At 41.7% G+C, this 25,191-nt stretch carries 23 protein-coding genes; 18 read left to right on the top strand and 5 right to left on the bottom strand.

The features are described 5' to 3' along the window. Window positions 1-213: 213 nt before the first annotated feature. Entirely contained in the window at window positions 214-1,542 is a 1,329-nt protein-coding gene (locus tag FXF70_RS00680) for a Na+/H+ antiporter family protein (RefSeq protein ID WP_008345907.1), read from the top strand. A 47-nt stretch (window positions 1,543-1,589) separates the two neighbouring features. On the opposite strand, the gene FXF70_RS00675 is transcribed toward FXF70_RS00680, so the two are convergent. From FXF70_RS00675 to FXF70_RS00665, 3 genes are all read right to left on the bottom strand, one after another. Beyond that, on the bottom strand, window positions 1,590-2,186 hold the full coding sequence (locus FXF70_RS00675; RefSeq protein WP_148779663.1) for a biotin transporter BioY: 597 nt from the start codon (window positions 2,184-2,186) through the stop codon (window positions 1,590-1,592). A 116-nt stretch (window positions 2,187-2,302) separates the two neighbouring features. Beyond that, the gene (gene ald / locus FXF70_RS00670) at window positions 2,303-3,439 is read right to left on the bottom strand and encodes an alanine dehydrogenase (protein ID WP_148779662.1); all 1,137 of its coding nucleotides are present in this window, start codon (window positions 3,437-3,439) and stop codon (window positions 2,303-2,305) included. 110 nt (window positions 3,440-3,549) lie between these two features. Continuing rightward, entirely contained in the window at window positions 3,550-4,779 is a 1,230-nt protein-coding gene (locus FXF70_RS00665) for a sporulation transcriptional activator AdeR (RefSeq protein WP_007500450.1), read from the bottom strand. Window positions 4,780-5,186: 407 nt separating this feature from the next. Here FXF70_RS00665 and FXF70_RS00660 point away from each other — a divergent pair, with 407 nt between their 5' ends. The 8 genes from FXF70_RS00660 to FXF70_RS00625 all read left to right on the top strand — a co-directional run bounded on the left by FXF70_RS00660 (window position 5,187) and on the right by FXF70_RS00625 (window position 16,563). After that, entirely contained in the window at window positions 5,187-5,480 is a 294-nt protein-coding gene (locus FXF70_RS00660; RefSeq protein WP_003213769.1) for a WXG100 family type VII secretion target, read from the top strand. A 95-nt stretch (window positions 5,481-5,575) separates the two neighbouring features. Beyond that, window positions 5,576-5,815 carry an ESX secretion system protein YukD gene (yukD, locus tag FXF70_RS00655; protein ID WP_008345897.1) on the top strand — a complete coding sequence of 80 codons (240 nt, stop codon included), beginning with the start codon at window positions 5,576-5,578 and terminating at the stop codon, window positions 5,813-5,815. 14 nt (window positions 5,816-5,829) lie between these two features. Further along, window positions 5,830-7,143, top strand: coding sequence for a type VII secretion protein EssB (essB, locus tag FXF70_RS00650; RefSeq protein ID WP_045034547.1), 1,314 nt, complete (start codon window positions 5,830-5,832; stop codon window positions 7,141-7,143). A gap of 51 nt (window positions 7,144-7,194) precedes the next feature. Further along, complete coding sequence (gene essC, locus FXF70_RS00645) at window positions 7,195-11,670, top strand: type VII secretion protein EssC (RefSeq protein ID WP_148779661.1); 4,476 nt, start codon at window positions 7,195-7,197, stop codon at window positions 11,668-11,670. After that, a complete protein-coding gene (gene esaA, locus FXF70_RS00640; protein ID WP_046526547.1) occupies window positions 11,667-14,564 on the top strand; it encodes a type VII secretion protein EsaA in 2,898 nt (965 codons plus the stop codon). The genes essC and esaA overlap by 4 nt, the downstream gene beginning before the upstream one ends. Next, the gene (gene essA / locus FXF70_RS00635) at window positions 14,545-15,042 is read left to right on the top strand and encodes a type VII secretion protein EssA (RefSeq protein ID WP_017358933.1); all 498 of its coding nucleotides are present in this window, start codon (window positions 14,545-14,547) and stop codon (window positions 15,040-15,042) included. The genes esaA and essA overlap by 20 nt, the downstream gene beginning before the upstream one ends. Window positions 15,043-15,141: 99 nt before the next feature. Further along, entirely contained in the window at window positions 15,142-15,885 is a 744-nt protein-coding gene (locus FXF70_RS00630; RefSeq protein WP_046526548.1) for a (S)-benzoin forming benzil reductase, read from the top strand. Between the two features lie 144 nt (window positions 15,886-16,029). Continuing rightward, window positions 16,030-16,563, top strand: coding sequence for an HD domain-containing protein (locus FXF70_RS00625; RefSeq protein WP_017358935.1), 534 nt, complete (start codon window positions 16,030-16,032; stop codon window positions 16,561-16,563). Here the strand turns inward: FXF70_RS00625 and FXF70_RS00620 are convergent. Beyond that, entirely contained in the window at window positions 16,560-18,044 is a 1,485-nt protein-coding gene (locus tag FXF70_RS00620; protein ID WP_148779659.1) for an esterase/lipase family protein, read from the bottom strand. The two genes, FXF70_RS00625 and FXF70_RS00620, sit on opposite strands and share 4 nt — an antisense overlap. Before the next feature lie 180 nt (window positions 18,045-18,224). Here FXF70_RS00620 and FXF70_RS00615 point away from each other — a divergent pair, with 180 nt between their 5' ends. From FXF70_RS00615 to FXF70_RS00575, 9 genes are all read left to right on the top strand, one after another. Next, window positions 18,225-18,461 carry a YuzF family protein gene (locus FXF70_RS00615; protein ID WP_003213721.1) on the top strand — a complete coding sequence of 79 codons (237 nt, stop codon included), beginning with the start codon at window positions 18,225-18,227 and terminating at the stop codon, window positions 18,459-18,461. Between the two features lie 184 nt (window positions 18,462-18,645). Beyond that, window positions 18,646-19,749: an AI-2E family transporter gene (locus FXF70_RS00610; protein ID WP_008345881.1), complete on the top strand. Its 1,104-nt coding sequence runs from the start codon at window positions 18,646-18,648 to the stop codon at window positions 19,747-19,749. 68 nt (window positions 19,750-19,817) lie between these two features. Continuing rightward, complete coding sequence (locus tag FXF70_RS00605; RefSeq protein WP_008345880.1) at window positions 19,818-20,039, top strand: spore germination protein; 222 nt, start codon at window positions 19,818-19,820, stop codon at window positions 20,037-20,039. Window positions 20,040-20,140: 101 nt separating this feature from the next. Next, a complete protein-coding gene (locus FXF70_RS00600) occupies window positions 20,141-20,362 on the top strand; it encodes a spore germination protein (RefSeq protein WP_008345878.1) in 222 nt (73 codons plus the stop codon). Between the two features lie 95 nt (window positions 20,363-20,457). After that, window positions 20,458-20,706: a YueH family protein gene (locus FXF70_RS00595; RefSeq protein ID WP_024719734.1), complete on the top strand. Its 249-nt coding sequence runs from the start codon at window positions 20,458-20,460 to the stop codon at window positions 20,704-20,706. Window positions 20,707-20,733: 27 nt separating this feature from the next. Then, complete coding sequence (locus tag FXF70_RS00590; RefSeq protein ID WP_041091828.1) at window positions 20,734-21,141, top strand: YueI family protein; 408 nt, start codon at window positions 20,734-20,736, stop codon at window positions 21,139-21,141. A 60-nt stretch (window positions 21,142-21,201) separates the two neighbouring features. Then, the gene (locus FXF70_RS00585; RefSeq protein ID WP_148779658.1) at window positions 21,202-21,753 is read left to right on the top strand and encodes a cysteine hydrolase family protein; all 552 of its coding nucleotides are present in this window, start codon (window positions 21,202-21,204) and stop codon (window positions 21,751-21,753) included. 17 nt (window positions 21,754-21,770) lie between these two features. Then, window positions 21,771-23,240, top strand: a complete 1,470-nt coding sequence (locus FXF70_RS00580) for a nicotinate phosphoribosyltransferase (RefSeq protein ID WP_007500472.1) — start codon at window positions 21,771-21,773, stop codon at window positions 23,238-23,240. Window positions 23,241-23,380: 140 nt separating this feature from the next. Next, entirely contained in the window at window positions 23,381-24,607 is a 1,227-nt protein-coding gene (locus tag FXF70_RS00575) for an EAL and HDOD domain-containing protein (protein WP_046526550.1), read from the top strand. 36 nt (window positions 24,608-24,643) lie between these two features. Here FXF70_RS00575 and FXF70_RS00570 read toward each other — a convergent pair whose 3' ends face one another. Next, window positions 24,644-24,997 carry a YuzC family spore coat inner layer protein gene (locus tag FXF70_RS00570; RefSeq protein WP_019744042.1) on the bottom strand — a complete coding sequence of 118 codons (354 nt, stop codon included), beginning with the start codon at window positions 24,995-24,997 and terminating at the stop codon, window positions 24,644-24,646. Window positions 24,998-25,191: the final 194 nt, after the last annotated feature.

The raw sequence follows: 25,191 nt of genomic DNA, 5'->3' as shown, positions 1-25,191 counted from the left end.
GACTGCAAAGGTTTTCTATCACGCTGAAAAGAAGACAAAGGGCTAAAATAAAATTCATTTTAGCCCTTTGTCAACAATCTGAGCTCTGCCAACTGGCAGAGCTTTTTATGTAGGACATACGCCATTTGACGAAGTAAATTTTCTATGGTAACATACGTTGGTACTTTAATTATCTACTACATTAGTAAACTAAAGGATTTCGGAGGTTTCACCATGAATGCAGTTGTTTTAGCGGTTGTTTTAATGTTGATATTAAGCTTGCTGCGGGTCAATGTCGTGATTGCGCTGGCACTTGGCGCTTTAGCGGGCGGACTTGCAGGTGGATTAGGTCTAGGGGGAACAGTTCAAGCGTTCACTGACGGTCTTGGCGGAAATGCGACAGTGGCGATTAGTTACGCACTATTAGGTGCATTCGCAGCCGCACTGACGAAAACGGGTCTTCCTGATGCCATGGTCGAAGGAGCTGTGAAGCTTCTTGGAAAAGAAGGCGATTCAAGAAGAAAAACATTATCAAAAGTGCTCATTATTCTGGTCATTTTGATCGTATCTTGTTTTTCTCAAAACGTTGTTCCTGTTCATATTGCCTTTATTCCGGTCTTAATCCCGCCATTATTAAAGGTGTTTAACGAGCTTCAAATTGACCGCAGACTGCTAGCATGTGTGATGACTTTCGGACTTACTGCACCATATATTTTGCTTCCGGTCGGTTTTGGACAGATTTTTCACGGAATGCTTCGTGACAACATGAAAGATGCAGGTTTAACAGTGAATTTAGCAGACATTCCGTATGCGATGCTGATTCCTGTAGGCGGCATGGTTCTTGGCTTGATCGTTTCACTCTTTGTCTATCGTAAGCCAAAAACATATGAAAATCGTGACATTACGGATGTAGAAAAATCAGCATATACAAAAAAGAGCTTATTCTTTGCTGGGCTTGCGATCCTTGTATCACTTATTGTTCAGTTATATCTCTCTCAAAGCCTTGGAGTCGAAGGGATGATCTTCGGTGCGCTTGCAGGCTTGCTTGTCTTGTTTGTAACGGGAATGATGAAACGCGATGAAGCAGATGCGCTGATTACATCTGGCATGAACATGATGGCATTTATCGGATTTGTCATGCTTGTTGCAGCTGGATTTGCCAATGTTTTAACGAAAACAGGAGATATTGAATCTCTCGTCAAGGCATCTTCTCAATTTATCGGAAACAGCCAAAGCTTAGCGGCCATTTTAATGCTACTGGTGGGTCTGCTAGTGACAATGGGCATTGGCTCATCATTTGCAACGATTCCGATTATTACGACGATCTTTGTACCGCTTTGTTTACACTTAGGGTTCAGCCCAATGGCGACTATTGCGATTATTGGTTCAGCTGCGGCGGTAGGAGATGCAGGTTCACCTGCAAGCGACAGTACACTCGGACCAACATCTGGACTGAATATGGATGGACAGCATCACCACATTTGGGGTACATGTGTCCCAACATTCGCCTTTTATAATATCCCGCTCGTCTTGTTCGGCTGGCTTGCGGCAATTATGCTATAAATGAAAAAAGGTTCCTTACTCATAGAGTAAAGGAACCTTTTCTGATATTAGGAAGCTGTTTGTTCTTTTCGAAAGGATGTGGCTTTTGAAACTGATCGATAAATTTTAGGTGCCAGCATCGCAAGGAGGAGGGTCAGTGCGTAGTCTTTTACCATAAACCACATCATGAAGAACCATGTGGTTTGATAAGAGATTGGTGCGTTCAGCCATACATTTAATGCGATGTATGTATAAGTTGTCCCGATCACATACATCACGGTCGTTCCTGCAATGGCTGCAAATAAAAAGCGGCCAAAACCAGGGTTTTGTCTTTTTTCAAGAATGAATCCGGCAAGCCAAGCAGCAGGAATGTATGATAACACAAAGCCACCGCTTTTTCCTAAAATAACGCCGAGACCCGCCGAGAACTGTGCGAATACAGGTGCACCAGCGATCCCAACAAGAGCATAGACAATCATGGCCAATGCGCCAAGTCGTCTGCCCAACAAAAGACCAGCAAGCACACAAAAAAACGGCTGCATCGTAAGTGGGATTCCGCCGACCTGTAAAAATGGCACAATGGATGTGATATTGGCTCCGATAGCCATGAGTGCAGCAAACATCCCGACGAGCACAAAGTCAGCTGTTCTTGTCTTCTTTTGCATGATATTTCCCCCTGTCTTATCTGTACAAATAGATTAAGGGGAAGAGGTTCTTTTGTCAACTTATTTTTATTTTAGGTTAACAATAAAACCCGCCCCTGAAAAGGGCGGGCTAGATATTAAGCTTCGGTCATGGGAGACGTTTCAAGGGCTTTACTAACAGGTACATAATCATAGTCGAGATCACGAGCGACAGCTTCATAGGTGATATGTCCATTCATCACATTGACGCCTTCAGCAATCGCCTTGTTTTCTTTGATCGCTTTTGCAGCGCCTTTATTTGCAATCTGCAGTGCGTATGGGACCGTGACGTTTGTTAAAGCAACTGTCGATGTTCTCGGAACCGCTCCTGGCATATTGGCAACAGCATAATGTAAAATGCCGTGCTTTTCATAAGTAGGCTGATCATGTGTTGTAATATGATCGATTGTTTCCACAATCCCGCCTTGGTCAATGGCTACATCGACAATGACAGAACCAGGCTTCATTTGTTTCACCATTTCTTCTGTGACAAGGGTTGGTGCTTTAGCACCTGGGATGAGAACCGCACAAATGAGCAGGTCTGCCTCGCTCACTGAATCTGCAATGTTAACAGGATTAGACATTAACGTTTTCATTTGGTGACCAAACTGATCGTCCAGCTGACGTAATCGTTCCGCATTTACATCAATAAGGGTGACATCTGCGCCAAGTCCGATCGCCATTTTCGCTGCATTTGTTCCAACGACACCGCCGCCAATAATGGTGACTTTCCCTCTCGATACTCCTGGCACGCCGGCGAGCAAAATGCCTTTTCCGCCTTTTGGCTTTTCTAAAAATTGAGCACCAATTTGAGCAGCCATTCTACCTGCTACTTCAGACATTGGCGTTAATAGAGGGAGTGATTTTCCGTCCGTTACCGTTTCATAAGCAATGGCTGTCACACCTTTTTGTTTTAATGCTTCAGCCAAGGAGGGCTCTGCTGCAAGGTGCAAGTACGTAAATAAGATCAGACCTTCTCTGAAATATGAATATTCTTCTGGTAATGGTTCTTTTACCTTCATAATCATATCAGAAGATGCCCACACATCTTTCGCTTGATCAAGAATCTCTGCACCAACAGATACATAATCGTCATCAGTGAATCCGCTTCCAAAACCAGCGTTCGTTTCAATTAAAATCTGGTGTCCAGCTGAAAGCAATTGAGATGCTGCTCCTGGTGTTAATGCGACCCGGTTTTCATTGTTCTTAATCTCTTTCGGAATGCCGATGATCATATCAATTCCTCCTATGCTTATCTATTGATATTGTATGTCTAGTGTATCCTGAAAGTTTAGAAAATTCTTCGGTTGAATGAAAAAATTAAAAAACGCCTCTTTGTGAAATTTCACAAAGGGACGTTTTTTAGCTTCATATCAAGATAAATGGTCATTTTCTCATTCATGTTTTTTAAATCAATTTCTGCAATGTCTGTAATCCGCTTCAGTCTATAATTCAGTGTGTTGATATGAATATTTAACTGCTTTGCGGCGATATTGGCGTTGCTGTCACAATCAATAAACCGTTCAAGGGTCTCGACGAGGTTGGAATGATGCCTGAGATCGTAATCCTCAAGCTTTGATAAAGAGTAACTGGAATAAGACGATCCCTTTCGTTTTTCTGCAAGCACATCTAAATATTGATAAATACCCAGTTCAGAAAAGCTGTTTAATCGTTCTGTTTCCACAGGAAAGCGTTCTTTTGTTTTTAAGACGGCCAGTGCTTCTTTATAGGATGGCTGAATATGAGTAATGTGATCGTAAATTCCACCAATGGCCGCTTGAACGTCATGGAGCTGATACCGATCAGACAACTGCTTTAGCATGCCGCTTGTGAATTGTTTAATATCTTGAAGCGGATGTTCTGTTTTTGGCGAGACAAGAATAATGAATTCGTTAAAATCAACAGTCGTTAACAGCACCTGCACTTGCTGCGTTGTTTCAAGCAGATAGGAGAGCTTCTTTTCCGTATCTTCTGTGAGTTCATCACGAAGGCGAAAAATAATAATCGCATACGTGTCTGGACACCTCATCCCAAGCCTCAAGAAGAGATCAAGCATCTCATCCTTTTCATGAATATGTCCTGTGAGCATCTTCCAAAATAGCTCCTGATTGCGTTCTTCTGTTTTCGTTTTTCGAATTTGTAAATTGAGTAATTTGTTTTTCACGGCATGTGCTGCCATCTTGAGAAGGTCCATTTCTTCATCTGAAAAAGGCTGCGTGGATTCAATTGCCCAGATAAAGCCGAGCACCTCTTTGTCTTTCCATATGGAAATGGCAACCCTGCTGGATAGACCGACTTCTGCAATTTGAGGTACGCGAAGCGGTTCATCTGTTTTAAGGAGTGTAGGAATGATACCGTCTTTCCAAAGCCGATTAATGACTTTTTCCGGTACACGGCGGGAGATAATGGTTGAAGTTCTGGCGGGATCAGTGAAATCATTATGTGTGCTATAGGCTAATAATCGATGATGAGTATCTTCTATAGTAATAGGGCAATTGAGCACATCACTAATTTGGTCTGCCACATCCTCTAAACGATCAAGGCTATACTTAAATGGATCTGTCTTTTTTGTCATAAAAAACCCCTGCTTTTTCGAATATTTCACGTACTTACATTATGAAGAGAATCAGGTACGTAAATCAACAAGAAAATGCCATAATCATTAAAAAAACAAAAAGCTTGAGAAATGAGCACATTGGTCATGCGTTGATCACAAAAAGAAATAGTACAATAATAATGTAGTAAAAAATCAATAGGCGGAAAGATTCATCGAAGTGCACGCCCTTTTATTAAGAATATATGACCAAAAAATTGTTAAATACTAGATAAAGAGCGAAAAAACAGTAATTCTATAGACTCATTTTGTAAAATAAAAACAGATTTGTTTGACTGTGTATCATTTCTGTTTTTATAATAATAACGTCAAAAAATAAGTGGATTAGCCCATTATATGGCGGCTATGCACGGGAGGTAATGAGGAATATGTCAGGAATTATTCGCGTAACCCCAGAAGAACTAAGAGCGACCGCTAAGCAATATGGTGTTGAAAGTCAAGAAGTGTTAAACCAAGTTGATCGTCTAAATAGAATGATCTCTGACCTAAAAGGAATGTGGGAAGGTGCTTCTAGTGAAGCATTCGCTGATCAATACGAACAGCTTAAACCTTCATTCATCAAAATGTCTGATCTATTAACAGATGTCAGCAATCAGCTTGATCAAACTGCAAATACACTTGAAAGCACTGACCAAGACATCGCTAGCCAAATCCGCGGCTAATCAAAGGGATTTCCTTTCTAAGTGTGAAAAGCAGAAAAAGCGCCGAGTCTGTCAGTTGATGCCGGCGCTCTTTCTATTTTGTGAGGTGGAAATTTGTGTATATCGATATTACCATCGACTTAAAAAACTATGATGGCAGTGTGTTTGATTTGAGACTATCAAATTATTTACATATTAAACAAGTCATCCATATCGCCTGGCAGGCAAAACAAATCTCACTACCTAAACGAGATGGCGGATGGGTGCGTGTAGTCAATAAGAAAGCTGTGTTTTCAGGCGAATATAAGCTGTCAGACTGTGGAATCACCACAGGAGACAGGCTGGAAATACTATGAAAGGACTTTTGTAAATGGCAGATAAAAAGAGTTCCTATTTAGAAGAACAATTAGAAGCAGTCATGAAAAAAGAGGAAGGCACTTACACCTTCATTTTTCAAAGAGAGACAATTAAACTCTTAGACGGTTTAGAAGCGGCACCGATCAAAGATATCAATCCTTCATTTAAAAAAGAGATCCAATTAACCGAAGGTGAGGTCATCATTTCGATTCAACCGCCTCCTGCCTATCAGGAATTTCGTTTCATCCATGCAAAGGATGAAAAAAGCAAATGGATTTTTTCATACCAGCTTGTCGATGCAGTGTGCAAACACGATGTGAAGCGGCTGCATCCTATTGTTTCTCCTGAAAACATTGTTTTTCATCAAGGCTTAGCTCCTGCATTTTTGCATTACGGGGTCAAAGAAAGCATCCCGCCATATGAAACCGACCAACATCGTCTGTTAAAAGAGGTCAAAGCCGTCATTCTTCGAGTGGTGGACCATGAATATCAGTTTCAAGAATATTTGGCTTATCATGATACGTTGAAATTATCTGAGCAGGCAAAGGAAATAAGTGATACACAGTCACTGGAAGAATTGTCTGCTTTGATTCAACAAAAAATAGAAGCCATCGAAGCAAAAGAAAAGACGCTCTTAACTATTCCAAAAAAGAAATGGAAGATCGAACGATACATTGGACTTGGTCTCCTTGTTCTTTTGATTCCCGCATTGGTGTATACCATTTACACGTTCTTTTTCGCCATGCCGAAACAAGAAGCGTATGTGGAAGCGAACAAATATTATCTCAACAAACAGTACAGCCAAGTGGTGGATACGCTCGAAAAATACAAAGCCGATCAAATGCCAGTCTCTCTTCAATATGAACTGGCCATTTCGTATGTGCAAACGAATCAAGGGAATCTATTGCTTGACCAGCACAAAAAAGAAATCACGGATACGTACACATTGCAGACAGACCCGCAATACTTCCTGTTCTGGATTCATATTGGACAAGGCAATAGCAAGGAAGCTCTGGATATTGCAAGGGTGCTCGGGGACGACCGATACATATTCACAGCACTCGTCGCCTACCGCAATGAAATTCAAAATGACGACAGCCTATCTGCTGAAGAAAAACAAAAACAGCTAGATCCAATCATTAAGGAAATGGCGAAGTATGAAGAAAAAGAAACAACGGAGACGAGCACCAATGACTCCTCAGATGCAAGCCAAACAGATGAAACAGCTGAACAAAAAGAGCAGTCAAAAGCCGATCAGGAGAAAAAAGAGAAAGAATCTGATGCAAAAAAGAAAACCTCTCAGACGAAAAAAGATGAGAAAAAATAATTCTTTCGATACAACTGACAGTTGGTGCTGTCCGATGAGGAGGTGGAGCGTTTGAGTCTTCTATGGGTTTTTTATGAGGAAGATTATCAAACCGTCCGTTTAGATGAGCAGTTCAACCGGGAAGCTGTGATTGGACCTGAAATAGAGCATACAGTAACAATTCCTTCCCTTTCGTTTGATGAAGGATTGATTCGTTTATCTCCAGATGAAACGAATGATGGCTTTTCTCTTTATCAGGGCGAAAAGAAGATAGGTCACTTACTTCCACATGAACCATGTCAGGTTGGTTCACTCACACTCATGTTGATGGATTCACATCATGATCAAATCATTTATTACCTAGGAAATAGAGTCGAAGTGACTATTTCAAGTGAAGAAATAGATGAAGCGGATGTGTGGAAGGAACAAGCCCATTCAATGTTTCAAGATGCCAAATCCTTCACGTTGGAAAAAATAGAAGGCACTTGGTATGTCATTCCCCAAGATGAAACGATCTATTTGAACGGGAAACAGCTGCACGGTCCACAGCAACTTCTTGCTGGAGATGAGCTGTTTTGGAACTTTTTGACGCTGTCATTGAAAGATGATGATTTATTGCAAGTAATAGCATTTGAACCATTTCAAACACGTTTAGAAAAAACAAGTCCGCCGAGTACCGAAACGAAACAAAAATATCCTTTATATAGACGAACACCACGTTTGATTTACGATCTGCCAGATGACCGGGTGTCTTTCAGCTTTCCTTCACAGGAGAGTGAAAATAACGGCAGAGGACTTTGGCTCGTGGTTCTTCCGCCGCTTGTCATGCTGATTGTCATGGGGATCGTGGCCCTTGTTCAGCCGCGGGGTTTCTTTATTGTCGTGTCGATGGCGATGTTTATTATGACGTTAATTACTTCGTCCGTTCAATATTTTAAAGAGAAATCACAGCGCAAAAGACGAGAAGAGAAGCGGCAACGCGTTTACTCTCTTTACTTAGAAAATAAGCGGAAAGAGCTGCAAGAGCTGTATGACCGTCAACAATTTATTCTAACGTATCATTATCCGTCTTTTGAACAAATGAAATATTTGACGTCAGAAATCAGCGGGCGTATTTGGGAAAAGACGCTTGTCAGTGATGATTTTTTACAGCTGCGTCTAGGGACAGGTGCAGTTCCTTCAAGTTATGAATTATCGACGAGCGGCGGCGATATGGCCAATCGTGACATCGATGACTTAATGGAACAAACCCAGCATATGCAAAACGTCTATCGCGAGGTAAAAGATGTACCGATTACGTTCGGTCTTGCGGACGGTCCAACCGGATTAATAGGAAAACCGGCAATTGTCAAAAATGAACTTCACCAGCTTGTCGGTCAGCTTGCTTTCTCGCACAGCTATCATGATTTGAGATTTGTTTTTATCTTTAATGAACAGGAGTATGAGAACTGGGAATGGATGAAATGGCTGCCGCACTTCCAACTTCCTCATACATACGGGAAAGGGTTTATATATAACGAACAAACACGTGATCAGCTCTTGTCTTCTATTTATGAAATTTTGCGAGAGCGTGATCTGGAAGAGGAAAAAGAGAAAAAAATCTTTACGCCTCACTTTGTGTTTATCGTGACAAACCATGAACTCATTGCGGAACATGTGATTTTAGAATACCTAGAAGGTAGCCGGACGGATTTAGGCATCTCAATTATCTTTGCGGCAGAAACAAAGGAAAGCTTGGCTGAAAATATTTCAACGCTTGTTCGTTACATTAACGAAGAAGAAGGAGATATTCTCATTCAGCATAAGAAGGCCGTACGAATTCCATTTCAGCTGGATGCACATGAGCGAGCGGACAATGAGCTGTTTGCCAGAACCTTAAGAACATTAGATCATCAAGTCGGGATGACCAACTCGATTCCAGAAACGGTTTCCTTCCTTGATCTGTTTCATGCCAAACAGGTAGATGACATTGGCATTCGTGAAAAATGGCTGACATCTGAAACAGCAAAGTCATTATCTGTGCCTATCGGTTATAAAGGAAAAAACGATATTGTCGATCTGAATCTGCATGAAAAAGCACATGGCCCACATGGTCTATTAGCAGGAACAACGGGATCAGGAAAAAGTGAGTTTTTACAGACGTATATTTTATCCTTGGCTGTACACTTTCACCCGCATGAAGTGGCGTTCCTGCTCATTGATTACAAAGGGGGCGGAATGGCGCAGCCGTTCCGAAATATTCCGCACTTACTTGGTACGATCACAAACATTGAAGGCAGCAAAAACTTTAGTGAAAGAGCGCTTGCCTCTATTAAAAGTGAACTGAAGAAAAGACAGCGCTTGTTTGATCAGTATCATGTGAATCATATCAATGACTATACGAAACTCTATAAAGAGAAAAAGGCGGAACAGGCGATGCCTCATTTGTTCTTAATCTCTGATGAGTTTGCTGAATTAAAAAGTGAAGAGCCAGATTTTATTAGAGAGCTTGTCAGTGCCGCGCGGATTGGACGAAGTCTCGGTGTCCATCTCATTTTGGCGACACAAAAGCCCGGCGGGGTCATTGATGATCAAATTTGGAGTAACTCCCGCTTTAAGGTCGCATTAAAGGTACAAGATGCATCAGACAGTAAGGAAATTTTGAAAAATAGTGATGCAGCGTCAATTACCGTGACAGGTCGTGGATATTTGCAAGTGGGGAACAATGAAATCTATGAATTATTCCAATCGGCTTGGAGTGGTGCACCGTATATGGAAGATGGCTACGGATCAGAAGATGACATCGCCATTGTAACGGACACTGGACTGATCCCATTATCAGGGGTAAGTACAGAGCCGGCTGTGAAAAAAGAGACAGTGACGGAAATTTCCGCTGTTGTGGATGAAATTGAACGTATGCAGCAGGAGCTTGGAATTGAAAAGCTTCCGAGTCCATGGCTTCCACCGCTTGAAGAGCGGATTCCAAAAACACGTTATGCATCAAGTGAAGAGCACGTCTTCCATTTCGCTCTTGTCGATGAGCCAGATCAGCAGAGCCAGCATCCACTTTCTTATCAAATGATGGAGGATGGAAATATTGGCATCTTCGGTTCATCAGGCTACGGCAAATCACTTGCTGCCACAACACTGCTTATGAGCTTCGCAGAAAGATATTCACCTGAAGAATGGCATGCATATATTTATGACTTCGGTAACGGCACCTTGCTACCGCTTGCCAAACTTCCGCATACGGCTGATTATTTCTTAATGGATCAAATGAGAAAGATTCAAAAATCGATGAAGCGTCTTCGTGAAGAGGTTGAATATCGCAAGCGTTTATTTAGACAGCAGGAAATGAGTCATATCAAAATGTACAATGCGCTGAATGAGAAAAAGCTTCCATTCATATTTATCGTGATTGACAACTTTGACATTGTGAAAGACGAAATGCATGAACTCGAATCTGAATTTATTCAGTTAAGCCGTGATGGACAATCGTTAGGCATTTATTTCTTAATCACAGCGACTCGTGTCAACGCAGTCCGTCAATCTCTTATGAACAACTTGAAAACAAAGATTGTCCATTACTTAATGGATCAAGGAGAGGCATACTCCATTATTGGCAGACCGAAATTCAGCTTAGAGCCAATTCCAGGACGAGTCATTATCAACAAAGAAGAGCTTTACTTTGCCCAAATGTTCCTGCCAGTTGAAGGAGAGAACGATCTCGAATTGTTTGAGCATTTAAAACAAGAGATCCAGCTTCTAGATGCTCGCTTTGAATCAGCTGAAAAACCAAAACCTGTACCAATGCTTCCTGATAAGCTGACCATTTGGGAGCTAGAGAATCGCTTAGAAGGACAAAAACAGCCGTATGAGATTCCAGTCGGACTAGATGAGGAATCTGTGGCACCTGTTTACTTTGATTTGAAAAAGAATAAACACTGCCTCATTATCGGACAAACGCAGCGTGGAAAAACAAACGTGACAAAACTGATGCTTGATCAGCTACTAGAAGCAGCACCAGAAAAATTGGCCGTCTTTGATTCCATTGATCGTGGTCTTTCTCATTATGCGAAAGAAGAAAACATTGATTATCTTGAAACAAAGGATGATATCACGGAATGGGCAGAGGAACTGGACCGTTTATTTAAGGTTCGAGAAGAAATGTATGTCGAAGCTGTGCGCCGCGGGGAGACTGATCAGCTGTCATTTCCTCAAGTTGTGCTCGTCATCGATGGCATTACGCGTTTTCAGCAGACAATCGACCCGCGTCTTCAAGATCAATTGGCTGATTTCATGAAGTCATATGCACACTTAGGCTTCAGCCTGATCGCATCAGGGAATCATACCGAATTCAGTAAAGGCTATGATGCACTCACAAACGAAATCAAACAGGTTCGTCATGCCATGTTACTGATGAAAAAATCAGAGCAAAACATCATACCGCTTCCGTATGCAAGACAAGAACCAGAGATTCAGCCAGGATTCGGATATTTGGTTGAAAACGGGAAAGAGAAGAAAATCCAGGTTCCTTTATGTGCGGTAGAAAGGAAGAGTGTTCAATGACAGAGCAGCAAAAAAGCTCCATCAAAATCGTGTCGACCATGATACTGATTCTCGTCTTGCCGGTTCTATTTTTCCATCTCATTGGGGATGATCCGGCAAAACAGAAAAAGAATGCCACACGTAACATTGCCGTGGTCAATGAGGATATGGGGGCGAGCGAAAGTGAAAATACCGCTCGTTTCGGACAGGATGTGGTGGCGGCATTATCAGAGCGTCCAGATTACACATGGACAGTCGTCAATCGAAGTGCGGCAGAAAATGGCCTGAAAAATAGAAAGTACGATGCAGTTCTTTATATTCCATCTGACTTCTCTAAAAATGTGCTGAGCTATGATAAGGATCATCCTGAGAAGGCATCTATCCAATTCTCAATCCAAGATCAGCTCAATGCAGTGAATAAAGAAAAAGTACAAAGAGAGCTAGAAAATGCTCAAAAGAAAATGAATGAACAAATGTCGACTTTATATTGGAGTTTTGTATCACAGGAAATCGGCAATGTCAGAGAAGAGTTTGAGCATATTGTTGGCAAAGAGGTCGAATTCCAAAACACGATGTACAACTTCTATAAGCCAAATTCAAACAAACTATCTGATGCCGTCCAGCAGCAGAAGAAACAAATAGAAGAACTAAAAAATGCGATGGCCAATTCACAAAAACAGTATAAAGACGGTTTAAGTACAACAGAAGAAGCGAAAAGTCAGCTGAAGGATTTCGTAAAAGTAGTCGATCAATATCAGCAGTATCAAGACAAACAAAAGGATCTCTTGATCAAAGCGCAATCTACAAGTAAAAAACAAATCCAGCAAGGACTCAAACAGCTTGCGGAGATTCAAAACCAAAATGCCCGCAGCTTTAGCGATCAAATGGGCGGACTCAAAACCGATATCAATGGGGTCCAAAGTCAGCTTAAAACAACGGACAGCGCAATTCAATCTGTTCAAAAGGCAAGAGAAGACGCAATTCCTAAGCAATCGTCGGGATTAACGGACCTTGTGAAGGCGTCTCAAGAAGAACTTTTGAAGAATTATGAAGGTCAATACTTAGAGGCCTATAAAAGTAAGATCATCGCCTTGCAGAATAAGCTAGAAGCAAAAAGGCAAGAGCTAATGAACGCACCCGAGCAGCCAGCTGATCCTGATGATGACGGGCAATCAGATCAAGATAACGAGAACCCAGAAGAGATTGGCATTAACTTAGATGATGAAACAAATGAACTCTCGCAAATTTCATCGGAAATGAACGATCTAGCTGATCAATTAGAAGATCAGACTGCACCTCCTACTAATGAAGATGATAAAGAGAGTGAAAATGGTCAGGATGCTGTTCAGCCAGATAACAGCGGCACGAATCAATCAAAAGATGACCTAAAAGCACTGTCTAATCGTTTAGAAGAAGTGAAAAAGAAGATTCAAGAAAAATCGGCCGCTCATAACGACCAATTGAAAGACAAAGTAAGTCAAATGAGTAAGGAGCTTGAAAGCCTCACGAAAAAAGTAGAGAAGCTTGAAAAGATGATTCTAAGGTTACAAGATCGATATAACGTCATTCCGAATGAAATCAAAAATCAGGAATCCTCTATTTTAAACAAAGTGCAAGAGCTGAAACGCGTAAACTCGCCGATTGGCAACACTGTGAATACGAAAATATTTGATCAAGAGTTTAAAACAAATTCAACAAGCACCAAAAAGTTAATGGAATACTCCAATCAACTGTCTCAGCTAGAGATGATGCTTGGGAATCTATATCAACCAACAAACAACTCATCTCTACTAGACACAAAAGGAGATGAAATCCAGTCCATCCTTTCCATCAAAAAAGAAGAAACGGAAAACTGGGATACACTCAAAAATCAAATGCTGACGTCAAATGATGATGTGTCTACCTTTATTGATGAGATGCAAAAATTCTCAGATGGCTACGCAGAATACATTTCGACTCAGCAGGCAAGCATGGAACAGGAGTTAAATGCCATTTCTGAAAGTGCGGACACAGTAGCTGAACAAATGGCTGATCAAGGAGATGCTGTGTATACGGCAGACCTTGCGGGCAGTTCGATTGTTGTGAGTGCACAGGATTCAATTGGTCAGGAAGTGCTTCGTCTTTCTGAAAATATGAGTTCGTTAACTGACCGCCAAAAAGGGGTGGCGGATTATACGAATAATATTGAAGAAAGTGTCACAACCGTTCAAGAAAAAGCAGATACGTTGAACGAAAACTGGAGTAAGAATGTCAATTCTACGAAGCTTGTTCAACAAGATTTAAAGGGTATTTTAGGCAACACTTTAGACGATCAAGGCAACAGCAACTATGTGTATAACCATTTAGCCAATCCGCTGAAAATTAGCGGCGATGTGCCAGAAGAAAAAACGCAGACTGTACCGCCAGTAGTCATTTTGGTTATTGTGATGATCAGCAGTTTGTTGATTGGCTTTTTTAGCTCGTACTATGCGTCAGCGCCAATGCTGGTCAAAGGTGCACTGTTTGGTATTTTAAATCTGCTAGTCGGGCTCATGATCAGTCTGTTTGGACTCAACATTTACAAACTAGCTGATGACCAAGCCATTCAATGGTCGATCTTTACGATTTTGCTGCTAGTGGCATGCTCTGCCTTTATTCGCACAGCTTTCCTTTTCGGTTCAATTGCCGGATGGATGGCAGCAACGGCGCTTATTTTCTTCTTTGTTGCACCGTTAATTGATTTGGTCATGCCAAACTTCCATTTTACAAATCCAGTGACAGACGTGTATCTGTCCATCCAATATGGAAATGGAGACAACTTCGGTATGGGCATCACAGGGCTACTGATTTTAACGATATTGTTCATGGTCATTCCACTAGTGAAGAAGCTATGGAAAGACAAAACAGAGGAACGTGATGTCACTCATGAGGCTTAATCTATTCGTCAAAGGGATGGCACTTGGTGTCATATCCCTTTTTCTCCTCAGTCCTGCTGCTTTTGCTGCTACAGGTGAAGATACGGATACGAATGTCAAGCCGAATGAATATCAAGAAAAGAACCTCAATATTAATTCGAGTATATTGAGGGATCAAACGAAATACGAACAAAGCAAAACAACATCTAAAGTCAAAACGGACATTCACTTTGCTGACCCGCCTAAGACCTCTGGTGGTCAACTTTCGCCGCAAATTTTTAGTGATCTGAAAGACAATCCGCCTAAAACGCCAGCTCGTATGATGAAAGAGATGAATATCTCTTTCAGCGATTCGGCTGTATCAACTCCTTCTGGCGATGATCATGAAAAGCAGAGATCGGCGCTTCTGCCAATCATTTTTGGCATCTTGATCGCCTTTGGCATCATTGTCATGATCATTCTGATTCCAAAGGTGAATGTGAAGACGGAAAAGAAATAGCCTGCCTCTTTAAAAAGGGGCAGGCTTTTCTTTATGCAGATTGCTTGATGTGATACCGATTCACTATTTAAAATAGTATTATTAAGGGAGGAGATTGTCATTCGAATTTCAATCGTCACAGGCGGATCAAAAGGATTTGGTTTAGCACTTGTCAAACAGCTACTTTCACGCGGGGATAACGTGTACACCGCTGCAAGAAGTGAGTCGCCAATATCCCATCCACACCTCACGCATTCACAGGTCGATCTCACTGATGAGGAATCGGCTGCAAAATGGCTTCAGAGCATCTTGTCCTCGCAAACTCTCGCAGACGCTGATGACGTCTTGCTTGTCAATAATGCAGGAATGGTCACTCCTATCAAACGTACAGGGCAAGGCGGAGAGGATACGCTTCATCAGCATTATACGCTGAACCTTATCATCCCTGTTTTGCTCAGTCATGTGTTTGTGAGGGAGACACAATCCTTTGAGGGGAAGAAAACCGTCGTGCATCTTTCTTCTGGAGCAGCTAAAAATCCGTACAAAGGATGGAGTGCCTATTGCAGCTCAAAAGCAGGGCTTGATATGTTTATGAGGACTTTACATGAGGAACAGCAGGACGAAGCATATCCTGTCACCACGTTTTCCTTTTCACCCGGTACGATTGATACGGATATGCAGGGAGAGATTCGGAAATCCTCCAAACAGGACTTTGAACAAATTGAACGGTTTCAGCAATTACATGAAACAGGTACGCTAAAGAGCCCAGATGAAGTGGCCGGTATTTTACTCGACCTTCTAGCAGATGACCCAGCTGGCGGTTGTGTATACGATGCCCGTGAGTATGGAAAAAAGCAGTCATAACGGCTGCTTTTTTCGTATTGTACAAGCAAAGACAGCTTATCGAGCATAAGCTAAACTTGAGACTCATCGGAAATATGACAGAACATTTGAGTTTCTTTTCAGAATATGTTAGGATGCTAAAAATATAGATAAGGAGGGGTTTCCATGAGAAAGGTTACATTAATGGATGTTTACACCCATCCAGTCGCTCAAAAATATTTAAATCGTTCAGGAAAAGCCCACGCCATTGCTTGTGCTTATCACGCATTCAAACTGGCGATGCAGGCGGGGATTAACCCGGATCTTGCTGTGAAAGCAGCACTCTTGCATGACATCGGCCACTATGAATGGTATACAGCAGGCGGAGAATGGGATTACGAGACATATAGACGAAATGATATTCATGCCATTAAAGGGGCAGAGCGGGCACATAAACTGCTCATACGGCTCGGCGAGGAACCAAAAGCAGCCAAAGAGATTGCCCTTGCGATTCTGCTTCACACAGATTCATATTTGCCAGAGGGCGACCTGCATAAGGACACACTCCAGCAAATTGTGAAGAAAGCAGATGAAATGGACGAAGAGCCTGGTGGACACCATCATTACAGACAAATAGATGAATCACTTGCGCTCCAAAAAATTGCTGATTTGGATGAGAAGGTGCAGCAGGCGCTTCAGCCCATGAAACGCTCTGTTTAATATGGAATATCTCCATGAATCGTTCCGTGCTGATCCACATACAATGTGCGGATCACAGTACGGTTAAATGCCGACGTCCCTGACGCAGTGAGACCTGTGTAATGAACCGTGACGGAATAAGCACCTTCTTTTTTCAATTGAACGGCTGATGAAGAGCTCGTTTTCAGTGGATGATCCTTCTCGGCATCTTTAAAATAAGTGGTCTCTACAGTTTTGCTTAATCGTTTAATCAGCTTGCTCGAATGTGTCGATGCATCTCCTGATTTCGCTGCAGCGATTTTGATTTCTTCATTCAATGGTGAATCAAAGGATACAAGTAGCAAATAAGGATCCTTTTTTCCTGAATTTGATCGAATCGTCCATTTTCCTGGAACGGGTTTATTGATTTGCACATGGTGTGAATAGGCGCCTTCATATGGGAATGATGCTTCGGATGTCGTCAAATTGGTTAAAACATCTCCATTTGGCGCAACGATTTCCGGATTGGCTTCCTGTCTTTCATTTAACCACTGAATCGATAGGCCATTCGTTCCTTCCTCTACATAGAACGCTTCTGTTTTATCCTTTTCACTTTCTCCACCTTTCACATAAACGTTTGTATTTAGCTCCGAAGAGACTGGTTCTTGCTCTTGTTCGTCTTCACTTTCAGCGCTTGCGGTACTTGCACGCAGCTGTGCCTGAAATACGGGGAACATGCTTGTGCCGTTTTTGATCGAAAAGTGATCCCATTTTCCTGTTAAAATATTGTTTGCATATGCTAGCTTTGTGCTGCTGACTGTCACAGCGCCATCGTTTGCACCAAAGCTTTTTAAATACATGCCGCCTAAATAAAGCACTCCGCCAAAGGTTCCCCATTCTGAACCAGAATAGGTCACATATTTATGAGGAAACGTCTCCAGCTGGTCGGTTTCGCTTCGAAAAGCTGCCATCATCCCGGTTTGCAGAGAATAGAGCGCGTCGCTCTTTTGTCCAAGGATTTGCGCAAGCCAGCTTCCGCCTTTGCTATAGGCTAAATCCGCAAGCGGCGTCCCATAATGTGGAGAGCCAAGTGTGATGACTTTCTCTACATATGGATGAGCGTTGTAATACACGAGTGCAGCCTGCGTATCCACTCCGCCTTTACTATGACCGATTATGATCAGTTTTCTGCCGAAAAATTCATAGATTTCTTTTAACTTTTCTGCTAATAGTTTCCCATTCTTTTTCATGTCCTGATCTGGATACAAATCTATGAACGCGCTTTCGTATCCGTTCAGAACAGCTTGTTTTGCCATATCGTTTCGATCAGACCATGTGGAGGAAGAACTGTTTATGCCATGAACAAAAACAAGTGGGGGTTTTGACAGGTCTTTTTGTACCGGTTCTTCGCCTTTAAACCACTTCCCTGGTGTACCAGGTGCATCTCCAATTGTGCCTGCGTGCGCATAACTTGCAGAGGATAGTAAGAGCATGACAGCAACGATACAGATTAATTTTTTCAAGATCATTCACCTCTTCAAATAATTTAAGATGTTGGCAGCACCAATCTATTATACTTCTAAAAATTGTAAAAAAATATGAAATGTAAAAATACGGTAATAATGTTGTGGGTTTGCTGAGTGACACTCACATGGGTCATTGCATACGCTGTGGGTAAATACACAAGTAAAGGGGCAGGTAGCATGGCACAACAAGGAAGTCCACAGCTTGTTTCATTAGTTGATCCATATGTTTATCAAACATTGCAGAAAGTAGTCGGTATGAGATTGATTGTTCAAACAGTGAAAGATACAGTACGTGGAAAGTTGAAGGAAGTGATGCCGGATCATATTGTGATTGAGGCGGGGGCAAAATCAGTGTTTTATGTGCGGATCCAGCAAATCGTGTCGGTGATGCCTGATCACAGTGAAAGAGTGTAGCAAGCAGACGCACAGGTGTCTGCTTTTTTCAATGCTTACAGAATGTATATCTGGAAAAAGTGCATGATATACCAATTGTTCTTTTTTTTTCAAAAAATATGGTTCTAAAACAAGAAGCAGTTGACAGAAGGTGGGTTGAATAGTAGTTTTTTAATAAGGTCAATACGTAACAGGAGGAGCATCTTTGTTAAAATCTAAAGTTCATTTTTGGACATTCCAAATATTACTGGTTTTACTGATTGTGTATGTATCAACAAAAGTTTCATTTTTATTTCAGCCGATCATTTTATTTGCTTCAACGTTGTTTGTTCCTATTTTACTGGCAGGTATTCTCTTTTTCATCTTTAATCCGATTGTTCGATTTTTGTCGAAGAAGATACCTAGGACGCTCGCCATTCTGATTATTTATCTCCTATTCATCGGGCTTATCACGTTTGTTGTCAATGCTGCTGGACCTGTCATTGTCACGCAGGTGGGTGGACTTGTCAAAAGCTTCCCGGGGTATGTCACGGACATGCAGAAATTTATCAACGACTTCTCGCATTCTAAAACATTTACGTGGATGATGAACCAAGATTATGTGTCTGTTTCGAAGTTTGAACAGTCGATCGTTTCGACATTAAAAGATTTACCGGAAAATATTGCTTCCAGTATGTCGGCGGTGTTTGGCGTGATTGCGAATATTGCCCTCGCTGTCATTACCGTTCCATTCATTTTATTTTACATGCTAAAAGACGGGCATAAGTTTCCGGACAAGCTCGTTCAATTTTTGCCAATGCCTTACCGTAAGGAAGGATTGAAGATTTTTAAAGAATTAAACGATACGCTTGCTGCTTACATACAAGGGCAAATCGTTGTTTGTTTATTTGTCGGAGTTGCTTGTTTTATCGGATACTTATTAATTGGTGTGAAATATGCGCTCATTCTCGGCATCATTATTGCGGTGACAAACGTCATTCCATATCTTGGGCCATATCTTGGTGCGGCACCAGCTGTGCTCATTGCTTTTCTTGATTCGCCTGGAAAAGCGGTTGTGACTGTTATTGTCATTCTTGTTGTTCAGCAGATCGATGGAAACGTCATTTCTCCATTGATCATTGGAAAACGTCTCAACACACATCCGTTAACAATTATCTTGCTATTAATTGGGGCAGGAAGTTTTGGCGGAATCCTTGGCATGATTTTTGCCGTTCCTGTCTATGCGCTGCTGAAAGCCATCACACTCAATATTGTCAGATTGGTTCAGCTGCGTCAGCGCTCTCGAAAAGAACAACATCTAAACGTTTAGGGCAGATGCACAACTTTTCCCTTTTTGCATAACATAACTCACATAAGCGAATAGGGAGGAGAAGGAAGATGCCTGCGATTGTTGGACCCATCCATATTGAGTCTTTAGGCGGAAACGGCTCGGCTACTTTTGGTGACGTTCTCGCCATTGCCCCTTTGGCTGTAGATCACTCGACCGGTGGAGCGGGCGCTTTTAATTCAGGTGATTATATGTCCCTGACAAGCGATCCGAATGCCACCATGCTTTGGGACTTTACACTGTTTGGCCAGCCTCAATCATTTAATGCATAAAAGACAGCTGATCATATGACATATCAGCTGTCTTTTTTATGTTGGATAGACACGTATTGTTCCGCTAGGCATATGATGAGGGTAGTAAAGGTGGTGGAAAGATGCCAGCAATTGTTGGACCCATTCATATTGACCGTGTGATAGGAAACGGTTCTGCACATTTCGGCGATGTGTTTGCCATTTCGCCAAAAAGTGTGGATCATTCCGCTGGTGGTTCAGGCACCTATAATGCAGGAGACTTTGTTCAATTTTTCAACAATCCGAACGTCACTTTTGTTTGGGATTCAAACCTGATCAGCCAGCAAAAGAGCTTTAACGCATAGCCAGCTTTGAAAGGGTCTCCTTTTCAGAAGCTGTCTTTTTTTATGGTACAATGGATAGAAGAAGGAAGAAGAAAAAGGGGGGTAAAACACATCAAATGAAAATAAGAAAAGCGCATCTGACAAGCGGGCAACCAACAACCTACAATGTATATTTACATGAAAATAAAAAAGAATATAAAACGCTTGTCGCTGTACCTGACATAGAATGGAGTATTTCTATTGCATATGAAGACGAAAAAACGCAGCTTGAGCAAGCACTTGAACAATCTTTAAACAAAAGAGTAGAAATAGACGAAGCCCGTGAACTTGCACAAAAAATTGTGCACTGGGTCACAGAAATGTAAATTCAGAAACCAGGAGTGAACACAGCAATGAAAGAAGAATCCGTAGACTTTTATTTGCAGCAAGGGATATTTGGACATGCTGAAACAAAACCCGATGAACGAAGAATGTTTCTCGGCTCATTAAGAGAACGTGCTCTTCTCGCTCTGACAAAAGGGCAAGTATCGAGACATAAATCGTATCAAGAGGTAGAGCAAGTATTGAAGGCAAACCGAGAGGCCACTGTTCTTTTAAATGGTGAATTGTCATATGCTTCTTATTCTCCATATGTCAAAATGGCAAATGCCGCTGGTTGTTCTTTTAAAGTGGTCAACCATCACGAGTCACATTCACCTTTTGGGCTTGTGATAGAAGTGCCGCATGCGATCAATCAAGAGCACATCTATGTAGAAGATGAGCTTTTTCAAAAAGCTTTTTCTCGTGAATCTGTTGAATAGGTTTCCCTAGTGAAATGAATAAGCTATAATGATTCAAAAGAGCATATGGGAGAGATGCGGATGGGCAAAGCATTGATTTGTATTGATTATACAGTTGATTTTGTTGCAGACGATGGAAAACTGACGTGCGGAAAGCCTGGACAGGCGATTGAGTCGAAGATCATAGAGATCACTTCCTCATTTATTGATGAAGGACACTTTGTTGTTTTTGCCGTCGATCATCATGAAGAGCAAGATCCATATCATCCAGAGACAAAGTTATTTCCGCCCCATAATATTCGCGGGACAGAAGGAATTGAACTTTACGGAAAACTAAGTTCACTATTTCACACGTCAACACATTTAAATCATGTCTATTATATGGAAAAAACAAGATACTCTGCTTTTGCAGGCACTCAATTAGAAATGAAACTGCGCGAGCGTGGCATCACTGAACTTCACCTAGCCGGAGTGTGTACCGATATTTGTGTACTTCATACAGCTGTTGATGCATACAATAAAGGCTTTGAACTTGTGATTCATGCGAATGCCGTAGCGAGTTTTAATGAAGCGGGGCACGAGTGGGCACTTTCTCACTTTGAGCATACGCTTGGTGCGAAAGTGGTTAAGTAAGGGAAGGAGAATGGAAGTTGGAGCATCGGTTTATTGACGACAGTTTATCACTACATACAGATCTTTATCAAATTAACATGGCAGAAACGTATTGGAGAGACGGCATTCATGAGAAGAAGGCAGTCTTCGAACTCTTCTTTAGAAAGCTTCCATTTGACAACGGCTTCGCTGTATTTGCTGGTTTAGAGAAAGCGATTGAATATTTATCGGACTTCTCCTTCACCGAGAGCGACCTTGCATATTTAAAAGATGAACTCGGTTATAAAAGCGATTTCATTGAATACTTAAGCGGATTGTCTTTTACAGGGACACTTCATTCAATGCGAGAAGGAGAAATTGTCTTTGCGAATGAACCTATTATGCGCATCGAGGCAACACTTGTTGAAGCGCAGCTAATTGAAACGGCACTGCTCAACATCGTGAACTTCCAGACGCTAATTGCAACAAAGGCGGCTCGTATTAAAGGAATCATTGAAGATGAGACAGCATTAGAATTCGGAACAAGACGTGCGCATGAAATGGATGCAGCCATGTGGGGAGCAAGAGCAGCACTGATCGGCGGATTTCAGGCAACAAGTAATGTCCGTGCAGGGAAACGCTTCAATATTCCCGTATCAGGCACACATGCCCATGCCCTTGTACAAGCATATCGCGACGAATATACTGCATTTAGAAAATATGCCGAAACACATACAGACTGTGTCTTTTTAGTGGATACATATGATACGGTCAGATCAGGCATTCCAAATGCGATTAAGGTAGCGAAAGAATTCGGTGATAAAATCAACTTTATTGGGGTCAGACTTGATAGTGGAGACCTTGCCTACTTGTCTAAAAAGGCGAGAACGATGCTGGATGAAGCTGGATTCCATGACGCCAAAGTCATTGCATCAAGCGATCTTGATGAACACACCATTATGAACTTAAAAGCACAAGGTGCAAAAATTGATGTATGGGGTGTTGGAACGAAACTGATTACCGCATTCGATCAGCCAGCTCTTGGTGCTGTATATAAGCTTGTATCGATTGAAGAAAACGGTCAGATGAATGACACGATCAAAATTTCTTCTAACCCAGAGAAAGTGACAACACCAGGCCGTAAACGAGTGTATCGCATTATCAATCAATTGAATCATCACTCTGAGGGAGACTACATTGCCCTTGAAGAAGAAGATGTTCAAAGTGAAGATAAGCTGAAAATGTTCCATCCAGTTCATACATTTATCAGCAAATTTGTGACAAATTTTGTGGCAAAGGACCTTCATGTCCCAATTTTTGAACAAGGGAAGCTGGTGTATGATAATCCAGATATCCAAACGATTCAAGCATATGTGCAGGATAGTCTCGGACTCTTCTGGGAGGAATACAAACGAATCAGCAAACCAGAAGAATACCCAGTCGATTTGAGTCAAAAATGCTGGGATAATAAGATGCAGTTTATCCATGATGTGAAAAATAAAATCAAAAAAGAGCTTTATGAAAGCTGATTACCCCGGGAAAGGAGATCATCAAGCCAGATGGTCTCTTTTTTTTCATGTTGGACCATTCAAAATGAACCTTATGGGCAATCATTTGGTATACTGAAGGCACATCTTGTTTGTCATTGCATAAAGGAGGAATGGAGCAGTTGAGGGTGTTTGTTGCAAGGCAGCCTATTTTTAACAGAAAAGAACAAGTCGTATCATACGAGCTGCTTTATAGAGATAGTGAAACCAATACATATAGCGCTGAAGATGGTGATCAAGCGACAACTGACCTCATTATCAATAGTTTTTTAAACATTGGCATCGAAACACTGACAGAAGGAAAACGATGCTACATCAATTTCACCGAAAGCTTGCTTTCGTCTGATCTGCTCACTTATTTTGATCCACATCAGCTTGTGATCGAAATATTAGAAAATGTACCGATTACCCCGGCACTTATTATGAGATGTAAGCAATTAAAAAAGTGGGGATACACGATTGCGCTCGATGATTTCTTTCTGAGCGGAACACATTTTCATGACAAGTTACTCGATGAACTCCTCTATTGCATTGATATTTTAAAAATTGATTTTCTGAAAACAACATGTGAAGAACGAAGAGACATTTTACATACATATAAAAAGTATCGACTTCGATTCCTTGCTGAAAAGGTAGAAACGCGAAAAGAATATGAAGAAGCGTTAGAAGCTGGCTTCCATTTGTTTCAAGGATATTTTTTTAGTGAGCCGCACGTCATTTCGGGACGAGCCTTATCGACTAGCTTCCACGCATACCATCAGCTATTGAATGAGCTGAGCAAGGAGCAGCCGAATATTCAGACCGTGACGCACTTTATAGAAAGTGATCTTTCCCTTTCATATCAATTATTAAAAATGCTGAATTCTGGCGGCATGAGACGTCTTTATCAAATCAAGAGTATTCGTCAGGCGATTATCCTGCTTGGGTTTAATGAAATACGGCGATGGATCTTTATCCTTTCATTTAAAGAACTGAATGTCCAGGCCAACTCAAGCCAAAAGGAAATTATCAAAATGTCGTTCATTCGTGCCAAAACGTGTGAACTCATTGCTAGTCGGACTGAACGAGAGCATCCCGCTTCTTATATGCTGACAGGTATGTTTTCACTCATTGATACGCTTGTCAGGGCGGACATTACTGAACTTGTGAAAGAACTGCCTCTTTCGGATGAAGTAGGTGAGGCACTGCTTGGCTATGAAAATGACTATTTCCTTGTGTTAGACATTGCCAAACGTATTGAACGAAATGAATGGGATAATGAGATGTTAGGTGGAAGTCTCCCTAAGCAGGAAGCCTACGGCTGTTATATAGAAGCCATTGAATGGTGTCATAAAATGTTTGAATCTTAAGAAAAGCCGCTCCCACTAGAGCGGCCTTTTTCTTTGTTATCCCCACTGTAAAAGTAGAAAAAGCCTACTGGAAGAGAGGGATAAGTAGATACGGATGCCTTCTGGACTAAAGCGGATATCGATATTGCTTTTCACCCCAATCTGCTTCAGCATTCGAATCACACTTGCGGTGTCAGCACGTTCAGCAGCTTCCATGATTCGCTGTCCAAACGAAAGCGAACCGGAAATCTGCTGTGTAATGAGGGATGCATCAGCCACGAGACGGGTTGATTCCTTTGCAGCCTTTTGAAACGCATGAGCATCTACTGGAGGAAAAGTCATAGGTGTTCGCGGGTATGCGTTCCCCATTGCGGGAACCTGCAAAGGCGGATAAGGAACATAGTAAAACACATGGTCACCTCTTCTCTCATTGAAGTGAATTTGGACGGATATCTGTTCTAAATGTATGAAGAAAATCCGAATAAAGAATCAAAATGATCTTTCTACCTTTGCATATTCATCATAAAAATAGGTACTTTTGCGGTCAATTTCGGTGAATGTCGCCAAAAAATTGCGGTGTCTACAGTAGAGCCTGTCGTCTGACC

The sequence above is a fragment of the Bacillus sp. Y3 genome, from assembly GCF_008123875.1.
Lineage (GTDB): Bacteria > Bacillota > Bacilli > Bacillales > Bacillaceae > Bacillus > Bacillus altitudinis.
Note: the sequence above shows the minus strand (reverse complement) of the source record. Positions and strands in the feature narration are given on the sequence as shown.